Source organism: Mycobacterium lehmannii (assembly GCF_002245535.1).
Classification (GTDB): Bacteria; Actinomycetota; Actinomycetes; order Mycobacteriales; family Mycobacteriaceae; genus Mycobacterium; species Mycobacterium lehmannii.
This window is the reverse complement of the sequence record NZ_NKCN01000014.1, coordinates 92878-113295: the sequence shown is the minus strand read 5'-3', so window position 1 is coordinate 113295 and position 20418 is coordinate 92878. Positions and strand designations below refer to the sequence as shown.

General features: G+C 67.9%; 21 protein-coding genes. 14 read left to right on the top strand and 7 right to left on the bottom strand.

Annotated elements, in window-relative coordinates; genetic code table 11:
- The first annotated feature begins 14 nt into the window (after positions 1–14).
- Positions 15–1115, top strand: coding sequence for a DUF4185 domain-containing protein (locus tag CEX87_RS16850; protein ID WP_094288152.1), 1101 nt, complete (start codon positions 15–17; stop codon positions 1113–1115).
- On the opposite strand, the gene CEX87_RS16845 is transcribed toward CEX87_RS16850, so the two are convergent.
- A complete protein-coding gene (locus tag CEX87_RS16845; RefSeq protein ID WP_094288150.1) occupies positions 1116–2333 on the bottom strand; it encodes an oxygenase MpaB family protein in 1218 nt (405 codons plus the stop codon). It abuts the gene before it with no gap.
- A gap of 143 nt (positions 2334–2476) precedes the next feature.
- Here CEX87_RS16845 and CEX87_RS16840 point away from each other — a divergent pair, with 143 nt between their 5' ends.
- From CEX87_RS16840 to egtE, 8 genes are all read left to right on the top strand, one after another.
- On the top strand, positions 2477–2869 hold the full coding sequence (locus CEX87_RS16840; protein ID WP_233151415.1) for a hypothetical protein: 393 nt from the start codon (positions 2477–2479) through the stop codon (positions 2867–2869).
- 208 nt (positions 2870–3077) lie between these two features.
- The gene (locus CEX87_RS16835) at positions 3078–3506 is read left to right on the top strand and encodes an organic hydroperoxide resistance protein (protein WP_174523486.1); all 429 of its coding nucleotides are present in this window, start codon (positions 3078–3080) and stop codon (positions 3504–3506) included.
- Between the two features lie 54 nt (positions 3507–3560).
- The gene (locus CEX87_RS16830) at positions 3561–4160 is read left to right on the top strand and encodes a sensor domain-containing protein (protein WP_094288192.1); all 600 of its coding nucleotides are present in this window, start codon (positions 3561–3563) and stop codon (positions 4158–4160) included.
- 121 nt (positions 4161–4281) lie between these two features.
- Positions 4282–5574, top strand: a complete 1293-nt coding sequence (gene egtA, locus CEX87_RS16825; RefSeq protein ID WP_094288146.1) for an ergothioneine biosynthesis glutamate--cysteine ligase EgtA — start codon at positions 4282–4284, stop codon at positions 5572–5574.
- Entirely contained in the window at positions 5571–6857 is a 1287-nt protein-coding gene (gene egtB, locus CEX87_RS16820; RefSeq protein WP_064425930.1) for an ergothioneine biosynthesis protein EgtB, read from the top strand. The genes egtA and egtB overlap by 4 nt, the downstream gene beginning before the upstream one ends.
- Entirely contained in the window at positions 6857–7546 is a 690-nt protein-coding gene (gene egtC / locus CEX87_RS16815; RefSeq protein ID WP_064425931.1) for an ergothioneine biosynthesis protein EgtC, read from the top strand. Before egtB ends, egtC begins: the two co-directional genes overlap by 1 nt.
- Positions 7546–8535 (top strand): L-histidine N(alpha)-methyltransferase, encoded by a 990-nt coding sequence (gene egtD, locus CEX87_RS16810; RefSeq protein ID WP_064425932.1) that lies wholly within the window; start codon positions 7546–7548, stop codon positions 8533–8535. Before egtC ends, egtD begins: the two co-directional genes overlap by 1 nt.
- A complete protein-coding gene (gene egtE / locus CEX87_RS16805) occupies positions 8532–9647 on the top strand; it encodes an ergothioneine biosynthesis PLP-dependent enzyme EgtE (RefSeq protein ID WP_094288144.1) in 1116 nt (371 codons plus the stop codon). The genes egtD and egtE overlap by 4 nt, the downstream gene beginning before the upstream one ends.
- A 4-nt stretch (positions 9648–9651) precedes the next feature.
- Here the strand turns inward: egtE and CEX87_RS16800 are convergent, their stop codons facing one another.
- Positions 9652–10098: a hypothetical protein gene (locus CEX87_RS16800; RefSeq protein WP_233151414.1), complete on the bottom strand. Its 447-nt coding sequence runs from the start codon at positions 10096–10098 to the stop codon at positions 9652–9654.
- 2 nt (positions 10099–10100) lie between these two features.
- Entirely contained in the window at positions 10101–11585 is a 1485-nt protein-coding gene (locus CEX87_RS16795; RefSeq protein WP_064397879.1) for a hypothetical protein, read from the bottom strand.
- Between the two features lie 129 nt (positions 11586–11714).
- On the opposite strand from CEX87_RS16795, the gene CEX87_RS16790 reads away from it, so the two are divergent.
- From CEX87_RS16790 to CEX87_RS16780, 3 genes are all read left to right on the top strand, one after another.
- Complete coding sequence (locus CEX87_RS16790) at positions 11715–12515, top strand: MBL fold metallo-hydrolase (protein ID WP_064425363.1); 801 nt, start codon at positions 11715–11717, stop codon at positions 12513–12515.
- Positions 12516–12554: 39 nt separating this feature from the next.
- Entirely contained in the window at positions 12555–12842 is a 288-nt protein-coding gene (locus CEX87_RS16785) for a catalase-related domain-containing protein (RefSeq protein WP_233151413.1), read from the top strand.
- Positions 12843–12977: 135 nt separating this feature from the next.
- A complete protein-coding gene (locus CEX87_RS16780; protein ID WP_094288142.1) occupies positions 12978–14117 on the top strand; it encodes an acyltransferase family protein in 1140 nt (379 codons plus the stop codon).
- 127 nt (positions 14118–14244) lie between these two features.
- Here CEX87_RS16780 and CEX87_RS16775 read toward each other — a convergent pair whose 3' ends face one another.
- Positions 14245–15078: a methyltransferase domain-containing protein gene (locus CEX87_RS16775; protein ID WP_165595978.1), complete on the bottom strand. Its 834-nt coding sequence runs from the start codon at positions 15076–15078 to the stop codon at positions 14245–14247.
- Between the two features lie 96 nt (positions 15079–15174).
- Here CEX87_RS16775 and glpK point away from each other — a divergent pair, with 96 nt between their 5' ends.
- Positions 15175–16641, top strand: a complete 1467-nt coding sequence (glpK, locus tag CEX87_RS16770; RefSeq protein WP_064399354.1) for a glycerol kinase GlpK — start codon at positions 15175–15177, stop codon at positions 16639–16641.
- Here glpK and CEX87_RS16765 read toward each other — a convergent pair.
- Entirely contained in the window at positions 16638–17510 is an 873-nt protein-coding gene (locus CEX87_RS16765; protein WP_064419233.1) for an oxidoreductase, read from the bottom strand. The genes glpK and CEX87_RS16765 overlap by 4 nt on opposite strands.
- A gap of 64 nt (positions 17511–17574) precedes the next feature.
- Positions 17575–18099, bottom strand: a complete 525-nt coding sequence (locus CEX87_RS16760) for a PadR family transcriptional regulator (RefSeq protein ID WP_082695090.1) — start codon at positions 18097–18099, stop codon at positions 17575–17577.
- Positions 18100–18178: 79 nt separating this feature from the next.
- On the opposite strand from CEX87_RS16760, the gene CEX87_RS16755 reads away from it, so the two are divergent.
- On the top strand, positions 18179–19513 hold the full coding sequence (locus tag CEX87_RS16755; protein ID WP_064427391.1) for a carotenoid oxygenase family protein: 1335 nt from the start codon (positions 18179–18181) through the stop codon (positions 19511–19513).
- A 16-nt stretch (positions 19514–19529) separates the two neighbouring features.
- Here CEX87_RS16755 and CEX87_RS16750 read toward each other — a convergent pair whose 3' ends face one another.
- Positions 19530–20393: an RDD family protein gene (locus CEX87_RS16750; protein WP_064427392.1), complete on the bottom strand. Its 864-nt coding sequence runs from the start codon at positions 20391–20393 to the stop codon at positions 19530–19532.
- Positions 20394–20418 lie beyond the last annotated feature (25 nt).

The window sequence follows — 20418 nt, the reverse complement described above, 5'->3', positions numbered from 1 at the left end:
GAGTAACCGTCTGCATGAGTGCAATCTCGGTGGTGCTGGCCGTCGTCTGCGCACCGCCGCCGGCCGCCGCTCAGCCCGCCCCGGTGCCCGATCCGGTGCTGCCGCCGCTGGCGCCCGGCCAGGTGATCAGGATCGGTCCGACGGCCGGAACCGGCACCCCGACACGCGAATACGGTATCGGCGCCACCGATCTGTGCGAGTTCATGGAGTTTCCCAGCGGCATCCTGCAGGTGTGCGGCGACAGTTTCGCCGGACAGGGAGTCGGCTACGGAGGGTGGTTCTCGCCGATCGCGTTGCACGTCGAGACGGAGTCGATTGACGACCCGGGTGGTGTGCGCTACGACGGCGTGACCGGAACCGACCGTCCGCTGCTGGCCGATCCGACCCCTGCGGGCATGTCCCAACTGCCTGCGGGCGTCGTCCAGATCAACCGGCAGAACTACCTGATGGTCACCACTGTGCGGGAACTGGACCCGGTGACGTCACGGCTGGTGAAAGCCGACCCGGCACAGGGGAACTGGCCGACGCTGCCGGACTCCGAGCGCGCCGCGTCCTACGCCGAGGGCAGACAGTCGCAGATCAGCGGCTACTACGACCCGATTCCGCGCACCGACTCCGAAACCGGGTGGGTGTACATCGTGGCCAACAACTTCGACCGCAGTGCGCCGCTGGTGCTGTACCGGGCCACGCCACAGGAGTTCGAGGACCGGTCGAGTTGGCAGGGCTGGTCGGCTGATTCCGGTTGGGGTAACCCGCCGACACCGCTGTGGCCGGACGCGGTCGGTGAGATGAGCATCCGCCAGATCGACGGCAAAACCGTGCTGTCGTACTTCAACGCCACCACCGGGAACATGGAGATGCGGGTGGCTAATGACCCCACCGGGCTGGGCGCCGCGCCGGTGACGACCGTCGTCGTGGCGTCCGAATGGCCGGATCCCGCTGACCATCTCGGCCCTCCGGAGAGCAACCGGCTGGCCCAGCCGTACGGCGGCTACATCTCACCGGGTTCGACGCTCGATGAGGTACGGGTGTTCGTCAGCCAGTGGAACACCGGACCGCGCGGCGGGGCGCCGTACCGGGTGATCCAGTTCGCGGTCAACCCGTTCAAGCCCTGATCAGGCGACGGTGCTGACGTGCTCAGCCGACTCACCGATGGTGGCGCCGGCGTCGCCGACGATCGTCCGCATCAACGCCTGGTGCTCGCGGTCGCCGCGAGCGATCGCCCTGGCGATGCCGCCGGGCAGCGCGACCGCGGCCGCACTGCGGGTCAGGTTCACGGGTAGCCGCAGCACCGGGTACCACGGCACATGGGGGCGCAGGCCCAGTGCGCGCATCGTGCGGGGGCCCAGAAAGCCACTGGTGACCGAAAGATGTTGCGCGCGTGCGATACGACGCCGGATCGCGGGCATGGTGTCGTAATGCCAGATCATCGGGTCGTCGGCCATCGGAACCGCAAGCTGCCTCGACGACTCGTCGGGCTCGGCGAGTGCGCCCAGGGTGTGATAAAGCACGCGGATGCTGTCGCGGAACCCGCGCGGCAGCCACTCGTCCTCCACACCCATCAACCATCCGACATAGCGGGTCAAGTGGGCGACGGCGTCGTAATCTCTGGGCCGCAACACGATTCCCATCCCCACCACACCGACGGCAGGTGCGACGAGTGCGCCGATCAGCGTCGCCGCCATATCGGTCTGGTTGATCGGGACACCCCAGTCGTCGGCGCGCCAGTCGGGCATCGCAGACACATGCCTGCGCACCAGTCCGTGAATCAGCCGAACCCGCAGAGTAGACCGGTAGCCGACGCCCAGGTGTTCGAGACCACCGTCGGAGATGACGTCCATCGCCCACTGCATCGTCTCGGCGAAGCGCTTGTTCGACCCCTTCTCCAGGGCGCCGGTGCGCAACAGCGTCTTGTTGAAACCCGAGAACTGGTAGCCGCCGAGAAGCGATACGTCACGTGCGACGTACATGCCGTCGGCGCCGCCGCGACGCAGCGCTTCTGCACCGCGGCGCAGCTTCACCGGATCCACCCAGTCGGGCAGCGTCTCCACGGCCGTGAAGAATTCGCGCAACGGTTCCGGGGCGTCGGGAACCGCATCGACGCCGTAGGTGAGCGCCCGGTCGAACAGCGGCCGCGCCTGCTTCACGCCGACGCCTGACATCCACTCGACGAGGCGGTCCATCGGTTCGTCTCCGACGGTCAGCCGCTCGCCAAGCCTGCGCCACTGCGCTGGTGTGGGTTCACCGATGGCCAGCGCCTTGGCGATGACGCGGATGCCGGCAGGCACGGCGCGAGGCCGCTCCGGATGTCGCGTCGGGATCGGACGCTGCATGGTCTCGGTTCCCTTCCAGCCAAACTGACAACGCGTGTAGTCGAAACTATTCTGCGGGGTGACCGGTGTCAATCGCCGCTTTCACAGCCCGCTCACAGGTGCCACATGACGGGCTCATCGAAACAGCTCGCATGATGGCAGCCATGACCGAAACACCATCCGAACCCGCCACCACTCCAGTGGCCGCGGCACCTCACCAGGACCACGTCGCCACGCGGCGCTCCAAGCTCGGCGCCGCTGCCGCCTGGGTGGGCATCGTCGCCGGCATCGTCTTCATCGTCGCGGTGATCTTCTTCTCCGGTTTCATCCTCGGTTCGCATTCGGGCGGCCATCACCGCGGCCATCACGGCGGCCACGACCGCGACGTCGCGATCTTCCATCGCGGACCGCCGCCGGGCGGCCCGATGGGTCCCGGCGGGACGTTCGGCCGCCCGCCGTTCGGCGGACCGGGAAACTCGCAGGGGCCACGCTTCGCGCCCCCCGAACCGCCACAGTCACCCGAGGCTCCGGCCACCACGGCGCCGTCGCGCCCGTAACGACTGGCGCGACGGATATCGTCGTTTCGGCCGATATGCGGCTTTTTATCGATCTGAGTGCACACCAGAGCCGAGTATGTGGCGGGAGCGGAAGTGCTTGGCCCACAACGCTATCGGGCATGCCTCGCAACGGTGTCAAAGCCGTGGCGGGGACGGCAACTGGGACGGGTCTCTTGCCGAATACCAGCAGACTGGCATGATCGAGCCCATGAGCATTGAGGTCAAGTACACCGCAGAGTCCACCGCGTCCGGAGGCGGCCGTGACGGCCACGTCCGGTCCTCCGACGGCAAGATCGATCTCGACACCCGCCCGCCCAAGGAGCTCGGCGGCAGCGGCGAGGGCGTCAACCCCGAGCTGCTGTTCTCGTCGGGTTACGCGGCATGCTTCCTCGGCGCGCTGCGGCTGCAGGCCAAAAACAACAAGATCGACATCGACGAGGCCACCTCGATCACCGCGCAGGTCGGCTTCGGACCGGACTCCGATGGCGGCTTCGGGCTCACGGCTCACCTGATCGGCTACCTGCCGGGCCTCGAGCAGAGCGTGGCCGATGACCTGATGGCCAAGGCACACGACTTCTGCCCGTACTCGAAGGCCACTCGCGGCAACATCGAAGTCAAGTTGTCCGCGAAGGTCTGACCGGTGCGGGCGGTCGCCGCGGCGGGCGTCGGCGTGGCCATCGGGCTGTCGGTCATGGCACCCGCCGGCCCCGCCGCAGCGCGCCCCTCCGATCCGGGAGTGGTCAACTACGCTGTGCTGCCTAAGGGCTCGGTGGGCAACATCGTCGGCGCCACAATGCGATTCGAGTCGTTGTTCACCGAACCGGTGCAGACCTTCTCGGTCGACCTACCCGCGTGCAACAACTGGGCGGACATCGGCCTGCCCGACGTCTACGCCGACCCGGATCTGGCGTCGTTCAACGGTGCGGTGGCCCAGGAGTCGCCGACGGATGCCACGCATCTGGTCAAACAGGCGGTCGGCGTGTTCGCGACCGCCGACGCTGCCGACCGCGCCTTCCGTCGCGTGGTCGACCGCACCGGCGGCTGCAACGGGCAGACCACCGCGATGCACCTGGACAACTTCACGACCCAGGTGTGGACCTTCACCGGCCGGCCGACCACGGCGACGGACGCCGACTGGGTCAAACAGGAGGCGGGCACGGACCGGCGCTGTTTCACCACCACGCGCAAGCGCGAGAACGTCCTGCTGCAGGCGAAGGTCTGCCAGTCCGGTAACGGCGGCCCAGCGGTCAATGCGCTGGCCGGGGCGATGCAGAACACCCTCGGCCAGTAACTCGGGGCGGGGTGAAGGTCCTCGTAACGAAGGCGTCATCCAAAAAGCGCTGGATTTGTCGGTCCCGTCTGGAAGATGGTGGAAGGGGCGAGCGGTCCACTCCCGGAAGGGGATGGTTGGAATGACCTTCACCATCACGTCCGAGGTAAGCGACGCGCACCCGCCACCCAGCCCCTGCACCGAGCTGACCAGCCCCGATGCCGCTGCTCGCCAGGTCGGCGCCGGTTGTCTGCGCGACGGCCCGGTGGGCCGGGTCGGACTCGAGATCGAGGCGCACTGCTTCGATCTGACCGATCCCACGCGCAGGCCCGGCTGGGACGAGCTCACCGCCACCATCGCCGGCCTGCCACCACTACCGGGGGGCAGCCGGGTCACCGTCGAACCCGGCGGCGCCGTGGAACTGTCTGGTCCGCCGCTCGCGGGACCGCTCGCCGCGATCGACGCGATGGTCGGCGACCGCATCGTGCTGTGCGCTGCGTTCGCCGGCGCCGGGTTCGGGTTGGTGTCGCTGGGCGCCGATCCGCTGCGGCCGCCACAGCGAGTCAACCCGGGCGCGCGGTACCGCGCGATGGAGGCGTTCTTCGCCGCCAGCGGAACCCCCGCCGCCGGTGCCGCGATGATGACCTCGACCGCTTCGGTGCAGGTCAACCTCGATGCGGGCCCCCGTGACGGCTGGGCGGACCGGGTGCGGCTCGCGCATGCGCTCGGGCCGACGATGATCGCGATCACCGCGAACTCACCGCTGCTGAGCGGAGAAAACCCCGGCTGGCAGTCGGCTCGCCAGCGCGTGTGGAGCCACCTGGATTCGGCCCGCTGCGGCCCGGTCCTCGGCGAGAACGGCGAGGACCCGGCCAGCGACTGGGCCCGGTATGCGATGAAAGCTCCGGTGATGCTCGTCAACCACGCCGACGCCGACGCCGAACCGGTCCCCGACTGGGTGCCGTTCGCCGACTGGGCCGACGGGCGGGTTGCGCTCGGCGGCCGCCGTCCCACCGCCGCCGACCTCGACTATCACCTGACCACATTGTTCCCTCCGGTCCGCCCGCGGCAGTGGCTGGAGATCCGCTATCTCGACAGCGTGCCGGACACCATCTGGCCTGCGGTCGCGTTCACGCTGGTCACCCTGCTCGACGACCCGACAGCCACCGAGCTGGCCGCCGACGCCACCGAACCCGTCGCCACCGCATGGGATCAGGCCGCCCACATCGGCCTGGCCGACCCCCGGTTGCAGGAAGCCGCGCAGCGGTGCGTGCGGGCGGCCGCCGAACGCGCGCCTGCCGAGCTCGCGGAATCGATGCAGCGGTTGGTGCGTTCGGTCGAACGGGGACGCTGTCCGGCCGACGACTTCCGCGACCGCGCCGCACGACACGGGATCGCGCCCGCGGTCACGCAACTGGCACGAGGGGAACTGTGACACCTCGCGAAACCATCGCGCGCGAACTCACCAGGGCACGTCAGCGCACGCTGCGTCTCGTCGACTTCGACGACGCGGAGCTGGGCCGTCAGTACAGCCCGCTGATGAGCCCGTTGGTGTGGGACCTCGCGCACATCGGGCAGCAGGAGGAGCTGTGGCTGCTGCGCGACGGAAACCCGGAGCGGCCCGGCATGCTGAGCCCCGACGTCGAACGTCTCTACGACGCGTTCGTCAACTCCCGCGCCAGCCGCGTGAACCTGCCGCTGCTTCCGCCCTCGGATGCCAGGGCGTATTGCGCGACGGTGCGCGACAAGGTACTCGACACGCTGGACGTCCTACCCGACGACGATCCCGGTTTCGCCTTCGGCCTGGTGATCAGCCACGAGAACCAGCACGACGAAACCATGCTGCAGGCGCTGAGCCTGCGAACCGGGCCACCGTTGCTCGACACCGGAGGTGCGCTTCCCGAAGGCCGCCAGGACGTCGCGGGCACATCGGTCCTGGTGCCCGGGGGCGAGTTCGTGCTCGGCGTCGACGCGACCACCGAACCGTACTCACTGGACAACGAACGCCCGGCACACGTCGTCGACGTACCCGCCTTCCGCATCGGACGCGTCCCGGTCACCAACGGCGAATGGCGCAGGTTCATCGACGACGGCGGATATGACCAACCCCGGTGGTGGTCGGAGCGCGGTTGGCAGCACCGGAACGAAGCGGATCTGACGGCGCCGCAGTTCTGGAATCCGGACGGAACCCGCACCCGGTTCGGCCACGTCGAGGAGATCCCCGAAGCCGAGCCGGTCCAGCACGTCACGTTCTTCGAAGCCGAGGCCTACGCAGCGTGGGCGGGCGCCCGGCTGCCCACCGAGGTGGAATGGGAGAAGGCCTGCGCGTGGGACCCGGCCGTCGGCGCGCGTCGGCGTTATCCGTGGGGCACAACGGAACCCACCGCGGCGCTGGCCAACCTCGGCGGCGACGCGCTGCGTCCGGCGCCCGTCGGCGCCTACCCGGCCGGCGCGTCGGCCTACGGCGCCGAACAGATGCTGGGCGACGTGTGGGAGTGGACGACGTCGCCGCTGCGCCCATGGCCGGGATTCACGCCGATGATCTACGACCGCTACTCTCAGCCCTTCTTCGAAGGTGTTGGGGCTGGCGACTACAACGTGCTGCGCGGCGGATCGTGGGCGGTCGCGTCGACGATCCTGCGGCCCAGTTTCCGCAACTGGGACCACCCGATCCGACGTCAGATCTTCTCGGGCGTCCGACTGGCTTGGGACGCGTGATGTGCAGGCATCTCGGGTGGCTCGGCGCACCGGTTTCGGTGGCGTCGCTGACCCTTGAGCCCGCTAACGGCCTTCTGGTGCAGTCGTATTCACCGCGCAGGCAGAAACACGGGCTGATGAACGCCGACGGGTGGGGTGTGGGTTTCTTCGACGGCGCGACACCGCGGCGCTGGCGCAGCGCGACGCCGATGTGGGGGGACGCCTCGCTCGCCTCGGTCGCGCCCGCGCTACGCAGCGGTTGTATCGTCGCCGCGGTGCGATCTGCAAGCATCGGCATGCCGATCGAGGCGACCGCGGTCGCACCGTTCACCGACGGGCATTGGCTGCTCTCCCACAACGGACTCGTCGACCGCGACGTGCTCCCGCTGTCGGCCGCTGCCGAGTCCACCAACGACAGCGCCCTGCTCGCCGCGCTCATCTTCGACCGCGGGCTGGACGCGCTGGGCGACACCATCGTCGAGGTCGCCGCGACCGACCCGAACGCGCGGCTGAACATTCTGGCGGGCAACGGATCACGACTGGTCGCCACGACATGGGGCGACACGCTGTCCGTGCTGCGACGTCCCGACGGCGTGGTCCTGGCCAGCGAGCCGTACGACGACGACCCCGCCTGGGAGGAGATCCCGGACCGGTACCTCGTCGAGGTCACACCGTCAGGCGTGCAACTCGCCGCACTGAAAGGAGCCTGATGGCGCGGGGAGCGGATCACGCGGGCGCGCTGTCGTTGTCGAACCACCTGTCGGCGGACTCGGCAGCGAACGCGCTGCGCCGCGACGTTCTCGACGGCTTGACGTCGAGACCGAAGTCATTGCCGCCCAAGTGGTTCTACGATGCGATTGGCAGTGACCTGTTCGATCAGATCACGCGGTTGCCCGAGTACTACCCGACGCGTGCCGAGGCCGAGATCCTCAGAAACCGATCGGCCGACATCGCCGCGGCCTCCGGCGCCGACACACTGGTCGAACTGGGCAGCGGCACGTCGGAGAAGACCCGCATGCTGCTCGACGCGCTACGTGACCGCGGGTCGTTGCGCCGTTTCATCCCGTTCGACGTCGACGCGAGCGTGCTGGCCGCCGCGGGTTCGGCGTTACAGACCGAGTATCCCGGCCTCGAGATCGAAGCCGTCTGCGGGGATTTCGAGAAGCATCTGGACAAGATCCCCCATGTCGGGCGCCGCCTGGTCGCGTTCCTCGGCTCGACGATCGGCAACCTCACCGCAGGCCCGCGCGGCGACTTCCTCGCCGCCCTTTCCGACACCCTGCAACCCGGCGACAGCCTGCTGTTGGGCACCGATCTGGTGAAGGACGCCGACCGGTTGGTGCGCGCGTACGACGACAGCGCGGGGGTGACCGCGCGCTTCAACCGCAACGTGCTCGCCGTCGTCAACCGTGAGCTGGACGCCGATTTCGACCTCGAGAAGTTCGCACACGTCGCGGTGTGGAACGCCGGTGACGAGCGCATCGAAATGTGGCTGCGCGCCACCGAAGCGCAACGGGTGCGCGTGCGCGATCTCGAGCTGACAGTCGAGTTCGACGCCGGTGAGGCGATGCTGACCGAGGTGTCCTGCAAATTCCGGCGCGAGGGTGTGGAAGCCGAACTCGGCGCCGCCGGGCTTCGGATGACCCATTGGTGGACCGACGCCGCTGGCGACTTCGGCCTGTCGCTGTCGACGAAATGAGCCTCGCCGATCGGTGGCGGGCGGCCAGGCCTGCGGTGGCCGGAATCCACCTGGACAGCGCCGCCTGTTCGCGTCAGAGCGTCGCGGCGATCGACGCGGCCGTGCAGCACGCGCGCCACGAAGCAGAAGTCGGCGGTTACGTCGCAGCCGAGGCGGCCGTCCCGGTGCTCGACGCCGGACGCGCCGCGCTCGCCGCCCTGACCGGTTTGGCGAGCACCGACTTCGTGTTCACCACCGGCGCGAACAACGCGTTGGACCTGCTGCTCGGCGCGTGGCCCGGACAGCGGACCCTGGCCTGCCTGCCCGGCGAGTACGGGCCGAACCTGGCGATCATGGCCGCCAACGGTTTCGCCGTCCGCGCGCTGCCCGCCGACGACCACGGGCGACTCGACGTCCCGGCGGCAACGCGCCAACTGGGCACCGACCCGCCCGCGCTGGTGCACCTGACGGCGCTGGCCAGTCACCGCGGGCTGGCGCAGCCGGTGTCGGCGCTGGCCGCCACGTGCCGCGAACTCGGTGTGCCGCTGGTCGTCGACGCTGCCCAGGCGCTGGGGCATCTGGACTGCGCGGTGACACCTGCGGCGATCTACGGTTCGTCGCGCAAGTGGATCGCCGGCCCGCGGGGCGTGGGGTTCCTTGGCATCCATCGCGAGCTCGCGGAGCGGCTGCGCCCACGCCTGCCGCCGCCGGAGTGGAACCTGCCCCTGTCCGTCCTGCAGCGCTTGGAGCACAGCGAGGCGAATATCGCTGCCCGCGTGGGCTTCTCGGTGGCGCTCGGAGAGCATCTGGCCGACGGACCGGCCCCGGTGCGGGCCCGGCTGGCAGAGGTGGGCCGCATGACCCGCGACGCCGTGGCCGCCCTCGACCGATGGCGGGTCGTCGAGTCGCGCGATGAATCGACCGCGATCACCACGCTGGTCCCCACCGACGGCGCCGATCCGCGCAAGGTCCGCGACTGGCTGATCGCCGAACACCGCATCGTCACCACGTTCGCCGATGTGCAGCGAGCCCCGTTCGAGATGACCACGCCGGTGCTGCGGGCGTCACCGCATGTGGACGTCACCGAAGAGGAGCTCGCGCGGTTCGCCGCGGCCCTGGCCGCCGCGAGGTGAGGGGTCAAGCGGTCAGGCGCACCAGCAGCGTCGCCCGGTAATCCGACAGGGGCGGGATGTCCTCGGGTGTGCGGGGATACGGGTCGAGCGCCTGCAACGTGAGTGCGTAATCGCCGGTCTGCACGGTCTGCCGGTTCTGCCCGGGCGCGGGGTTGGTATTGAACTCGACGGTCTGCTCGCCGGATCGCCCGTCGTCGACCACGACGACGACTCGCGCCTGCCCAGTCCAGAAGCACTCGACCTCGGTCGGGCACCGCGAATCCTCCGGTACCTCGGTGAACCGTAGTCGCAGCGGCTCGCCGGCGATGTCGGCTTGCTGTCCGCCTGCGAGCACGAAGGGGCGATCCAGCACGGCGTCGACGGTGTCCGCGCGCGCGTGCTGACCGCCGTGGCAGCCGGTCGCCAGCGCCAGCAGCACCAGTGACGGCAACAAGAAACCGCGCACGGCCACTCTCACTCGTCGAATCCCTCGCCCCAGGTGTGGACGGGTTCGTTGCTGTGCATGCGCTCGCAGTAGCGGCGCAGCATCTCCGCGAGCGCGACGGGCCGCGCCATACCGCGCTCCTGCAGCGCGCGCACCGTCGCGACCTGCCAGGTGGCGCCGTTGCGGCCGGTCTTGGCGCGTCCCTCGACGACCCCGAGGTACCGGTCGCGCACCTCGGCGGCGACCTCCCAGCGGCGCAAGCCCTCGTCGGCCATGGGCAGAAGTTCGCGCAGTACCAACTCGTCGGCGGTCACCTCGCCGTAGCCGGGCCAGTACAGCCGGGTATCCATACCGTGCTGGGCGGCGGTGACGAAATTATGTTGTGCCGCAGCAAAACTCATCTTCGTCCACAGCGGCCGCTCCTCCTCGGACAGCGCCCGCAGCGTGCCGTAGTAGAAGGCGGCGTTGGCCATCATGTCGACGACGGTCGGGCCCGCGGGCAGCACCCGGTTTTCCACGCGCAGATGCGGGCGGCCGTTCACGACGTCGTACACCGGCCGGTTCCACCGGTAGATGGTGCCGTTGTGCAGCCGCAGCTCGGAGAGCCTGGGCGTGCGGCCCTCGGCGAGCTCACGGACCGGGTCCTCATCGGACAGCTCGGGCAGCAGCGACGGGAAGTAGCGCACGTTCTCCTCGAACAGGTCGAAGATCGACGTGATCCAGCGTTCCCCGAACCACACCCGCGGCCGGACGCCTTGGGCCTTGAGTTCGTCGGGCCGGGTGTCGGTGGCCTGGGCGAACAGCTCGATGCGGGTCTCGGCCCACAGTTCGTGGCCGAAGAAGTACGGGGAGTTGGCGCCCAGCGCCACCTGCGGACCGGCCAGCACCTGAGCGGCGTTCCAGTTCTGCGCGAAGTCGCCCGGCGACACCTGAAGGTGCAATTGCATGCTCGTACACGCCGACTCGGGTGCGATGGTGGCGGTCTGCAGGCTCAGCCGTTCCGGTCCGACGATGTCGATCAGGATGTCCTCGCCGCGGGCGGTGAAGATCGAGTCGTTGAGCGCCTGGTACCGCGTCGACTCGCTCATCCACCGGCCCGCGAGGTGCTCGGGCAGCAACGTCGGCAAAATCCCGATCATCACGATGTGCGCGTCGTGCCGGTTGGCCTTCGTCTCGGCCGCATTGAGGCTCGCCCGGACATCGGTCTCCAGGTCGAGCGCGGCGCGCCCGGGCAACCGCCGCGGCGGCACATTGAATTCGATGTTGTAAGCGCCCAATTCGGTCTGATACGCCGGATCGGCGATCGCGCGCAGGACCTCGGCGTTGCTCATCGCGGGCTGGTAGGCCGAGTCGACGAGGTTGCACTCGATCTCCATCCCGGTCAGCGGCCGCTCGAAGTCGAAGCTCGACTGGGCGAGCATCGTCTCGAAGACGTCGAGGCACTGCTGCACCTTGCGGCGGTACTCCCGGCGGTGCGCGCCGCTGTAACCGGTGCCCTTCACTTCCTCACCCACATCGCCATTGTCCATCGTCGGCGAGCGTCCGTGTCTGTACCTGGACATGCCGCGATTCGCGAGCATTGTGCGGTCACTCGCGGGAGATGCGGCGCGCATAAACGGCGCCGCGGTGGGTAGGTGAGGCAGATGGACGTCACCGTCACCTTCATCGGCACCGCCACCACGCTGATCGCCGGCGGCGGAATCACCCTGTTGACCGACCCGAACTTCCTGCACCAGGGGCAGCACGCCTACCTCGGGTACGGGCTGCTGTCCAAGCGGCTCAAAGGACCGGCGCTGGACATCGAGCAGTTGCCGGCCCTCGACGCGGTGGTGCTGTCGCATATGCACGGCGACCACTGGGACCGCGTGACGCAGAGCCGTCTCGACCACGATCTCCCGATCGTGACCACTCCGCACGCCGCCAAACGGCTGACCCATCGCGGGTTCGGCCGGTCGCTGGCGCTCGACACCTGGCAGCAGCACACGATCACCAAGGGGACGGTGAGCGTCACCGTCACCTCGCTGCCGGGTCGGCACGCGCCCACTCCGGTCGACCGGTTCCTGCCGCCGGTGATGGGCAGCATGATCGAGTTCTCCGACGGCACTGCCCGCCGCAGGCTCTACGTCTCCGGCGACACCCTACTCGTCGACGAACTACGGGAAATACCAGTTCGATTCGAATCGATCGACGTCGGCGTGCTGCACCTGGGCGGTACCCGGCTGCCGTTCGGCAGGCACCTGCCGTTCGGGCTGACCGTGACGATGGACGGACAACAGGGCGCCGACGTGGTCGAACTGCTGAACCTTCCCAAGATGATCCCGGTGCATTTCGACGACTACGGGGTGTTCGCGTCCCCGCTGTCCGACTTCGTCGACGAGATGAAGCGCCGCGGCCTGTCCGACCGGATCATCGAGTTGGAGCGCGGTTCCTCGGTCACGGTTTGATGCCGGCGCCGGTGGGTAGGCGGCGAGGTTAGCGACGACGTGGGCCTGGAGATCTCGGGGCGCCTGACGCGCAAACGCATTTCGCGCACCAACGACTACGAGCAGGCCGGCCAGCGCTACCAGTTGATGGAGCAGTGGGAGAAAGACGACCTGGTCGCCAATTTCGTCACCAACATCTCCGATGCCGCCCGTGAAGTGCAGGAGCGGATGGTGTGGCACTTCTTCATGTGCGACGACGAACTCGGCCTCCGGGTCGGCGAAGGCCTCGGGATCTCGGTCGACGATGTGCGCGACCTGGAACCGCTGAAATCCCAGACTCTTTCATAGGACGAGGAAAGCGCCGACAGAACCTCGGCAAGAACGGCCCGCGTGATGTCGAGGGGTTGAAGATGACGCACTGCGTGCCGAACGAACGCGTGGTGATGGCCACCTGAGGCCGCGCCTGACCGGCATACTGGCCGGGTGAGCTCGGCACCGAGCGACGTCGACCAAGGAGGCCTGGAACAGGTCTCGCGGGTCGACCGCGTCGCATCGCTCACCGGTATTCGAGCCGTCGCCGCATTGCTGGTCATGGCCACCCATGCCGCGTACGGCACCGGCGCCTACAACCGCGGATACGTCGGGCTGATGTTCGCACGTATGGAGATCGGCGTCGCGATCTTCTTCGTACTGTCGGGGTTTCTATTGTTCAACGGATGGGTGCGCGCGACGGCGACGGGTGCCGCGCCGCCACCGATACGCCGGTACGCCCGAAATCGGGTGCGGCGCATCATGCCGGCCTATGCGGTGACGGTGTTGCTGGCGTTCGCGCTGTACGAGTTCCGGCCCATCGAGCCCAATCCCGGCCACACCTGGCACGGCCTGTTCCGCAACCTCACGCTCACCCAGATCTACAGCCGCGAGTACATCACCGCATACATGCATCAAGGGTTGACCCAGATGTGGAGTCTCGCGGTCGAAGTGGCGTTCTACGCGGCGCTGCCGGTGCTGGCCTACCTACTGCTGATCATCCTGTGCCGGCGTAAGTGGCGCCCCGGTGTACTGCTGGCCGCGCTGGCGGTGCTGGGTGCGCTGAGCCCGCTGTGGCTCTTGGTCATCCACACAACGGACTGGCTGCCCAACGGCGCGGGGTTGTGGCTTCCGCACTACCTCGTGTGGTTCGTGGGCGGTATGGCCCTCAGCGTGCTGGCGCGCACCGGTTTTCGGTGTTATGCAGTGGTCGCACTGCCGCTGGCGGTGGCGGCGTACCTGGTGGTGTCGACGCCGATCGCCGGGCGCATCGACGCTCCTGCGCTCGATCTCGGAGAGGACATCGCCAAGGTGATGTTCTACGCGGCGATCGCGACGCTGGTTGTCGCGCCGTTGGCCCTCGGCGACACGGGCTGGTACGCAGGGCTACTCAGCAGCAGGCCGATGGTGTGGCTCGGTGAGATCTCCTACGAGATCTTCCTGCTGCACGTGATCGTGATGGAGATCGCGATGGTGTCGGTGCTGCAGTGGCGGGTGTACACCGGTTCGGTGGTGGTGTTGTTCGTCGTGACACTGATACTGACGATTCCGGTTGCGTGGCTTCTACATCGGTTCACCCGTCCGCGAACCTGACCTGCACCGATTGACGTTTGACAAGTGAAAAGACGGGTATCACCCTCGGCGTGAGGATGATTGGGTCTCTGCTGGCGCGCCATCCGGGTCTGTACGACGTGCTCGATGCCTTCATCGAGCTCGGCTATCAGCGTTGGCCGTTCGGTCGCAACGGATCCGGGGCGCCGCGTTGAGCCACGACGACCTGAGGGCTCAACAATCCGCCGCGTAGCTCGACCGCGATCGCGGGGTCGGCATACGCGGCCAGCGCCCGCAGCGCCGACGGACTGTAAGAGCGCAGCGAGCTGATCACGCCGTCGTGTACGAACGGCAGCAATGGAACGAACGGCAGCATGGTCGCCAGGCGCACCAGATGCAGCGGCGACGGCGGTCGCGGCAGATCGATGACGACCAGCTTGGCTGCCACCCGGGTGCCTTCCGAGATCGCCCGCGCCGCCGCGGCCGGCGGCAGGTGGTGAAACGACAGCGCGAACACCGCGAGGTCGAACGAGGCATCAGGGGCGTCGATCGCCGCGGCATCCATCTCACGGACAGTCGCGCGGGGATTCTGCCCGAGGTCGCCGGCGGCCATCGCCGTCACGTTCGCCGCGTCGACGTCGGTGACGGTCAACCGCGCCGAGGGGTGCCAGTCGAGCAGCGTGCGCGACAGCGCCCCGTGACCCGCGCCGAGTTCGAGGATCTTAGGGTCCGCGACGTCCTCGACCTCGGCGAGGGCGATCTCGGCGAACCGCTCGGTGCTGCCGAAGCATCCTCCGGTCCACTCGAGCGCGCGGATCACGCTGCGCTTGCGGGCGGCGTCGACCGACGCGTCGGAGGCGCGGTCCAGATACTCGAGCCGATCGGTTTGCAACAGGCGGTCCAGGCATGACGCGTCGGGTCCGCCGCGCGGCATGCGGTCGATCTTGGATGCGCTCAGCGTTCCGGCTGCAATCCCGGCGGGCATTTCGGCCATGTAGTCCATGATGGACGACGGACCGCAGCAAGAGGGGAGTGCGAGTTGGCCGGAAACGCCGAGTTCATCGCCGCGATCGATCAGGGCACCACCAGTACTCGATGCATGATCTTCGACCACGGCGGCGCCGAGATCGGTCGCCATCAGCTCGAGCACGAACAGATCCTGCCGAAAGCCGGGTGGGTCGAGCACAATCCCGTCGAGATCTGGGAGCGCACCGCGGCCGTCCTCATGTCCGCGCTCAACAAGACGAACTTGTCGGCGACCGACCTCGCCGCGCTCGGCATCACGAACCAGCGCGAGACGGCGCTGGTGTGGAACAAGCGGACCGGCAGACCGTATTACAACGCGATCGTGTGGCAGGACACCCGCACCGACCGCATCGCCTCGGCACTGGACCGCGACGGTCGCGGCGACGTGATCCGCGGCAAGGCCGGCCTGCCGCCTGCGACCTACTTCTCGGCGGGCAAGGTCCAATGGATTCTGGAGAACGTCGACGGCGTACGGCGCGACGCCGAGAACGGCGACGCGCTGTTCGGGACTCCGGACTCGTGGGTGTTGTGGAACCTGACCGGAGGGACCCGCGGCGGGGTGCACGTCACCGACGTCACCAACGCCAGCCGCACCATGCTGATGAACCTGGAAACGCTCGACTGGGACGACGAGTTGTTGTCGTTCTTCGACATACCGCGGCAGATGCTGCCGGAGATCAAGCCGTCGTCCTGCCCGGAGTCCTACGGCATTACCCGCGACGACGGGCCCCTTGCCGGCCAGGTGCCGCTGACCGGAGCGCTCGGCGACCAGCAGGCGGCCATGGTCGGGCAGGTGTGCCTGAGTGCGGGCGAGGCCAAGAACACCTACGGCACAGGCAATTTCCTTCTTCTCAACACCGGCGAGAAGATCGTCCGGTCGGACAACGGGCTGTTGACCACGGTGTGCTACCAGTTCGGCGACGCGAAACCCGTTTACGCCCTTGAGGGTTCGATCGCGGTCACCGGTTCGGCCGTGCAGTGGCTGCGTGATCAGCTCGGCATCATCAGCGGCGCGGCGCAGAGCGAGTCTCTGGCCCGCCAGGTCGACGACAACGGGGGCGTCTACTTCGTGCCTGCGTTCTCCGGACTCTTTGCGCCGTACTGGCGTTCGGATGCCCGCGGCGCGATCGTCGGGCTGTCGCGGTACAACACGAACGCGCACCTGGCCCGCGCGACACTGGAGGCGATCTGCTACCAGAGCCGTGACGTCGTCGACGCGATGGAAGCCGATTCCGGTGTGCACATGGAGCTTCTCAAGGTCGACGGCGGTATCACCGCCAACGATCTGTGCATGCAGATCCAGGCCGACGTGCTCGGTGTCGACGTGGTCAAGCCCGTCGTCGCCGAGACCACTGCGCTGGGCGCGGCCTATGCTGCCGGCTTGGCGGTCGGGTTCTGGGAGAACGCAGACGACCTGCGGGCCAACTGGCAGGAAGGCAAGCGCTGGACGCCGTCGTGGAGCGACGAGCAGCGCGAATCCGGTTATGCCGGTTGGCAGAAAGCGGTGCAGCGCACCCTGGACTGGGTCGACGTCGATTAGCCGGCGGCGTCGAGGTCGCGTTTGGTTTCGTCGTCGAGTTCGATGCCGGCGACCGCCGTGTTCTCCTCGAGATGGGCCACCGACGACGTGCCGGGGATCAGCAGCACGTTCGGTGCGACGTTCAGCGTCCACGCGAGCACGATCTGGGCCGGTGTGTGCCCGAGCTTTTCGGCCTCCAGCTTGACCGCCGGATGCCCCAACACCGGGTTGTCGGCGACGAAGCCCGAGCCCAGCGGGAAGAACGGCACGAACGCGATACCGCGCTCGATACACGCGTCGAGCACCGGCTGCGAGCTGCGGTCGATGAGGTTGTAGGCGTTCTGCACACAGACGATCTCGGTGCGGTCCAGCGCGATCCGCAGATGGTCGACGCCGACGCCGCTCAACCCGATGCCGCCGATCAGACCTTCGTCGCGCGCCTTGATCATCGCGGTCAGCTGCCGGTCGAACAGCTCCCGGTCGACCACCGCCGCCGCAGTGGGGTCGTCGGAATGGATGCGCAGGTTGACCGCCGCCAGCCGGTCGGTCTCGAGCGTGCGGAGGTTCTTTTCGATGTCGGCCCGCAGTTCGTCGGGCTGCTGTGCGGGCAGCCACGCGCCGACGTCGTCGCGGCGAGCACCCACCTTGCTGACCAGAGCGAGATCGGCGGGGTAAGGATGCAGCGCCTCGCGAATCAGTTCATTGGCGACGTCGGGTCCGTAGAACTGCGAGGTGTCGATGTGGTTGATACCGAGCTCGACCACCCGACGCAGCACGGCCAGCGCCTGCTCGCGATCGCGCGGAGGTCCGAAGACACCCGGACCTGGCAGTTGCATCGCGCCGAAGCCGACGCGTCCGACATGGATTGTGCCCAGCGGCAAGGTTTGCATACTCAATCCGTACACCCTGCCCGCCGGGCGTATTCCGACGAGGCGGCTCTTCGGGTCAGTCGATCTAGCCGATGTGGGCGTCGATCTGCCCGATCACCGAACGGGCCCACTCCGCGTGCATCGTGTGCATACGCAGTCCGTAGTCCAGGGCCGCCAGCCCGAAGTCCGGCCTCTCGTCGTCGCCCCAGTCGATCGAGTCGCGCAGCGCTTCGAGGCGCTTGACCTCGGCGTCGGCACGTTCGGCCATCTCCGTCAGTTGCGCGCGCGCCTGCTCGCGGGGGATCTCGCCGAGCAGGAAAACCCGCAGAAGGCTCGTACTGCGAAAAGGCGGATCGTCCTGGGGGTTGCTGATCCACCGCCGCAGTTCGGCTCGCCCCGCGTCGGTGATCTGGTACTCCTTGCGTCCCCGCGGGCCGATCGCGGCGACCTCGATCAGCCCGGCATCGGCGAGCTTGTTCAGCTCGCCGTAGAGCTGGCTCTGGGTGGCGGGCCAGACATTGGCCAGCGATTCCTCGAAGAGCTTCAGCAGGTCGTATCCGCTGCCCGGCTTCTCGGCGAGCAGGCCCAGCGCGGCGATTCGCAAACTCACCGCGTAATCGTACATCCACTATTGACAGGTCACTATTGACATGTCAGTGTGGCCCTATCGCTGCACACAAGGAGATCCCATGACCGAGACGACGGAATCCACGCTCTTCGGCGCGGACGAGTTCTTCAGGCGCGGCAACTATGCGCCCGTCGCAGACGAACTGACCGAGTACGACCTGCCCGTAAAGGGCGCCATCCCGGCCGAACTCGACGGTTGGTATCTGCGCAACGGCCCGAACCCGCGCCAGGCCGCCGCGCACTGGTTCACCGGCGACGGCATGATCCACGGCGTCCGTATCGAGGACGGCCGCGCCAAGTGGTATCGCAACCGCTGGGTGCGCACCGACAGCTTCATCGAGGACTTCGGACTTTACAACGCCGATGGCACCCGCAACCTGCGCTCGAGTGTGGCCAACACCCACGTCGTCAACCACGCGGGCAAAACGCTGGCACTCGTGGAATCGTCGCTGCCCTACGAGATCACCAACGATTTGGAGACGGTCGGCGCGTACGACTTCGGCGGCAAGCTGCAGGACTCCATGACCGCTCACCCCAAGATCTGCCCGCGGACCGGCGAACTGCACTTCTTCGGATACGGCAACATCTTTGCGCCGCACGTCACCTACCACCGCGCCGATGCCAACGGCGAATTGACCGTCAACCGGCCGCTCGAGGTGCCCGCCCTGACGATGATGCACGACTTCGCCCTGACCGCTTCCCACGTGGTGTTCATGGATCTGCCGATCGTGTTCGACTTCGACATCGCGATGAAGGGCAACGACGAGATGCCCTACCGCTGGAACGACGACTACGGCGCCCGCCTCGGTGTGCTGCGCCGCGATGACCCCTTCGGCGAGGTGCGGTGGTTCGACATCGAACCCTGCTACGTCTTCCACGTCGCCAACGCCTACGACGACGGGAGTTCGATTGTGCTGCAGGCGGTCCGATATCCCGAGTTGTGGCGTGGCACCGATGGTTTCGAGGCCGACGCTGTGCTGTGGACGTGGACGATCGACCTGTCGGCCGACACCGTCACCGAGCGCCAACTCGACGACCGCCCGGTCGAGTTCCCGCGCATCGACGACCGGCTGGCGACACTGCCCGCGCGCTACACCGTGGTGGTCGGCGACGGTCGTCTGCTGCGCTACGACCTGACCACGGGCCACGCGGTCGAGCATGCATTCGGAACCCCCGGTGCACCCGGCGGCCCAGGTGAGGCGGTGTTCGTTCCGTCGTCATCGGGTGCCGCCGACGAGAGCAGCGGCTGGTACCTCGGCTACGTATACGATCCTGCGCGCGACGGCAGCGATCTCGTCATCATCGATGCCGCCGACTTCGCCGGTCCGCCGGTAGCGAGAATCGCGCTACCGCAACGGGTTCCCTACGGCTTCCACGGCAACTGGATCACCGGTTGATATCGGGTGGACTCCCTCAGCCCGGTGGTGCGAAGCCGCCGGGATCGGGTGGCGCCGAATACCGCTGCGGTGGTGATGAATACCCACCGGGCGACGGTGGAGGCCCGGGCCATGGCGGCGGTGCAGGCGTCACCTGCAGGCGGGCCAGTTCGCGGCGGTGGCGCTCGGCCAGCACCGCGGCGAGCACCAGGTGCGGCGGTGTCCCCGGAGGCGGGGGCGGGGAGATCTGCGCGACGACGTCGGCGGTGATGCGGTACGCCATCTGATCGCGCACCGTTGGATGCAATTGCGCTGCGCGACCGAGGAACTGGCGCGCCAGCTCAGCCTGTTCCCGCTGCAGCCCGGAGAGCTGCAACGACGATGCCCACCACGCCAACTGCGGCGGCATCGGCGGGGGAGGCGACATCCGCGGTGTGCGCTCACTGATCACGATGGTGCCCGCGAAGATGTCACCGAGCCGCTTCCCTTTGGCCGACACCAGGCTGCTGATCACCGCCGGACCACCGGCCAGCATCCAGATCTCGATCACGCCGGACAGCGCGCGGAAGAACGCCTGCCGGAACCGTTCTGGGCCGCCGTCTTCGGACACCACCCGAAGGCCCATCGCCATCTTGCCCAGCGAACGCCCCCGGGTCGCGGTCTCGAAAATGAGCGGATATCCGAGCAGGGCGAGCACGGTGAAAATGATCAGCACGGCCGCCGACAGCGCAGGGTCCAACTGGGTCAGCGTCAGGCTAAAGAGCAGGATGCCGATCAGGTAGAGCAGGAACACCACGGTGATGTCGATCAGCGCGGCGACTGCACGCACGGGGAGCTGGGCGATCTGGACGTCGAGGACCACCGCGTCGCCGGTCACGACGGGTTCCTGCTGCCAGACCATAAGCGCCAACGCTACTAGGATTCAC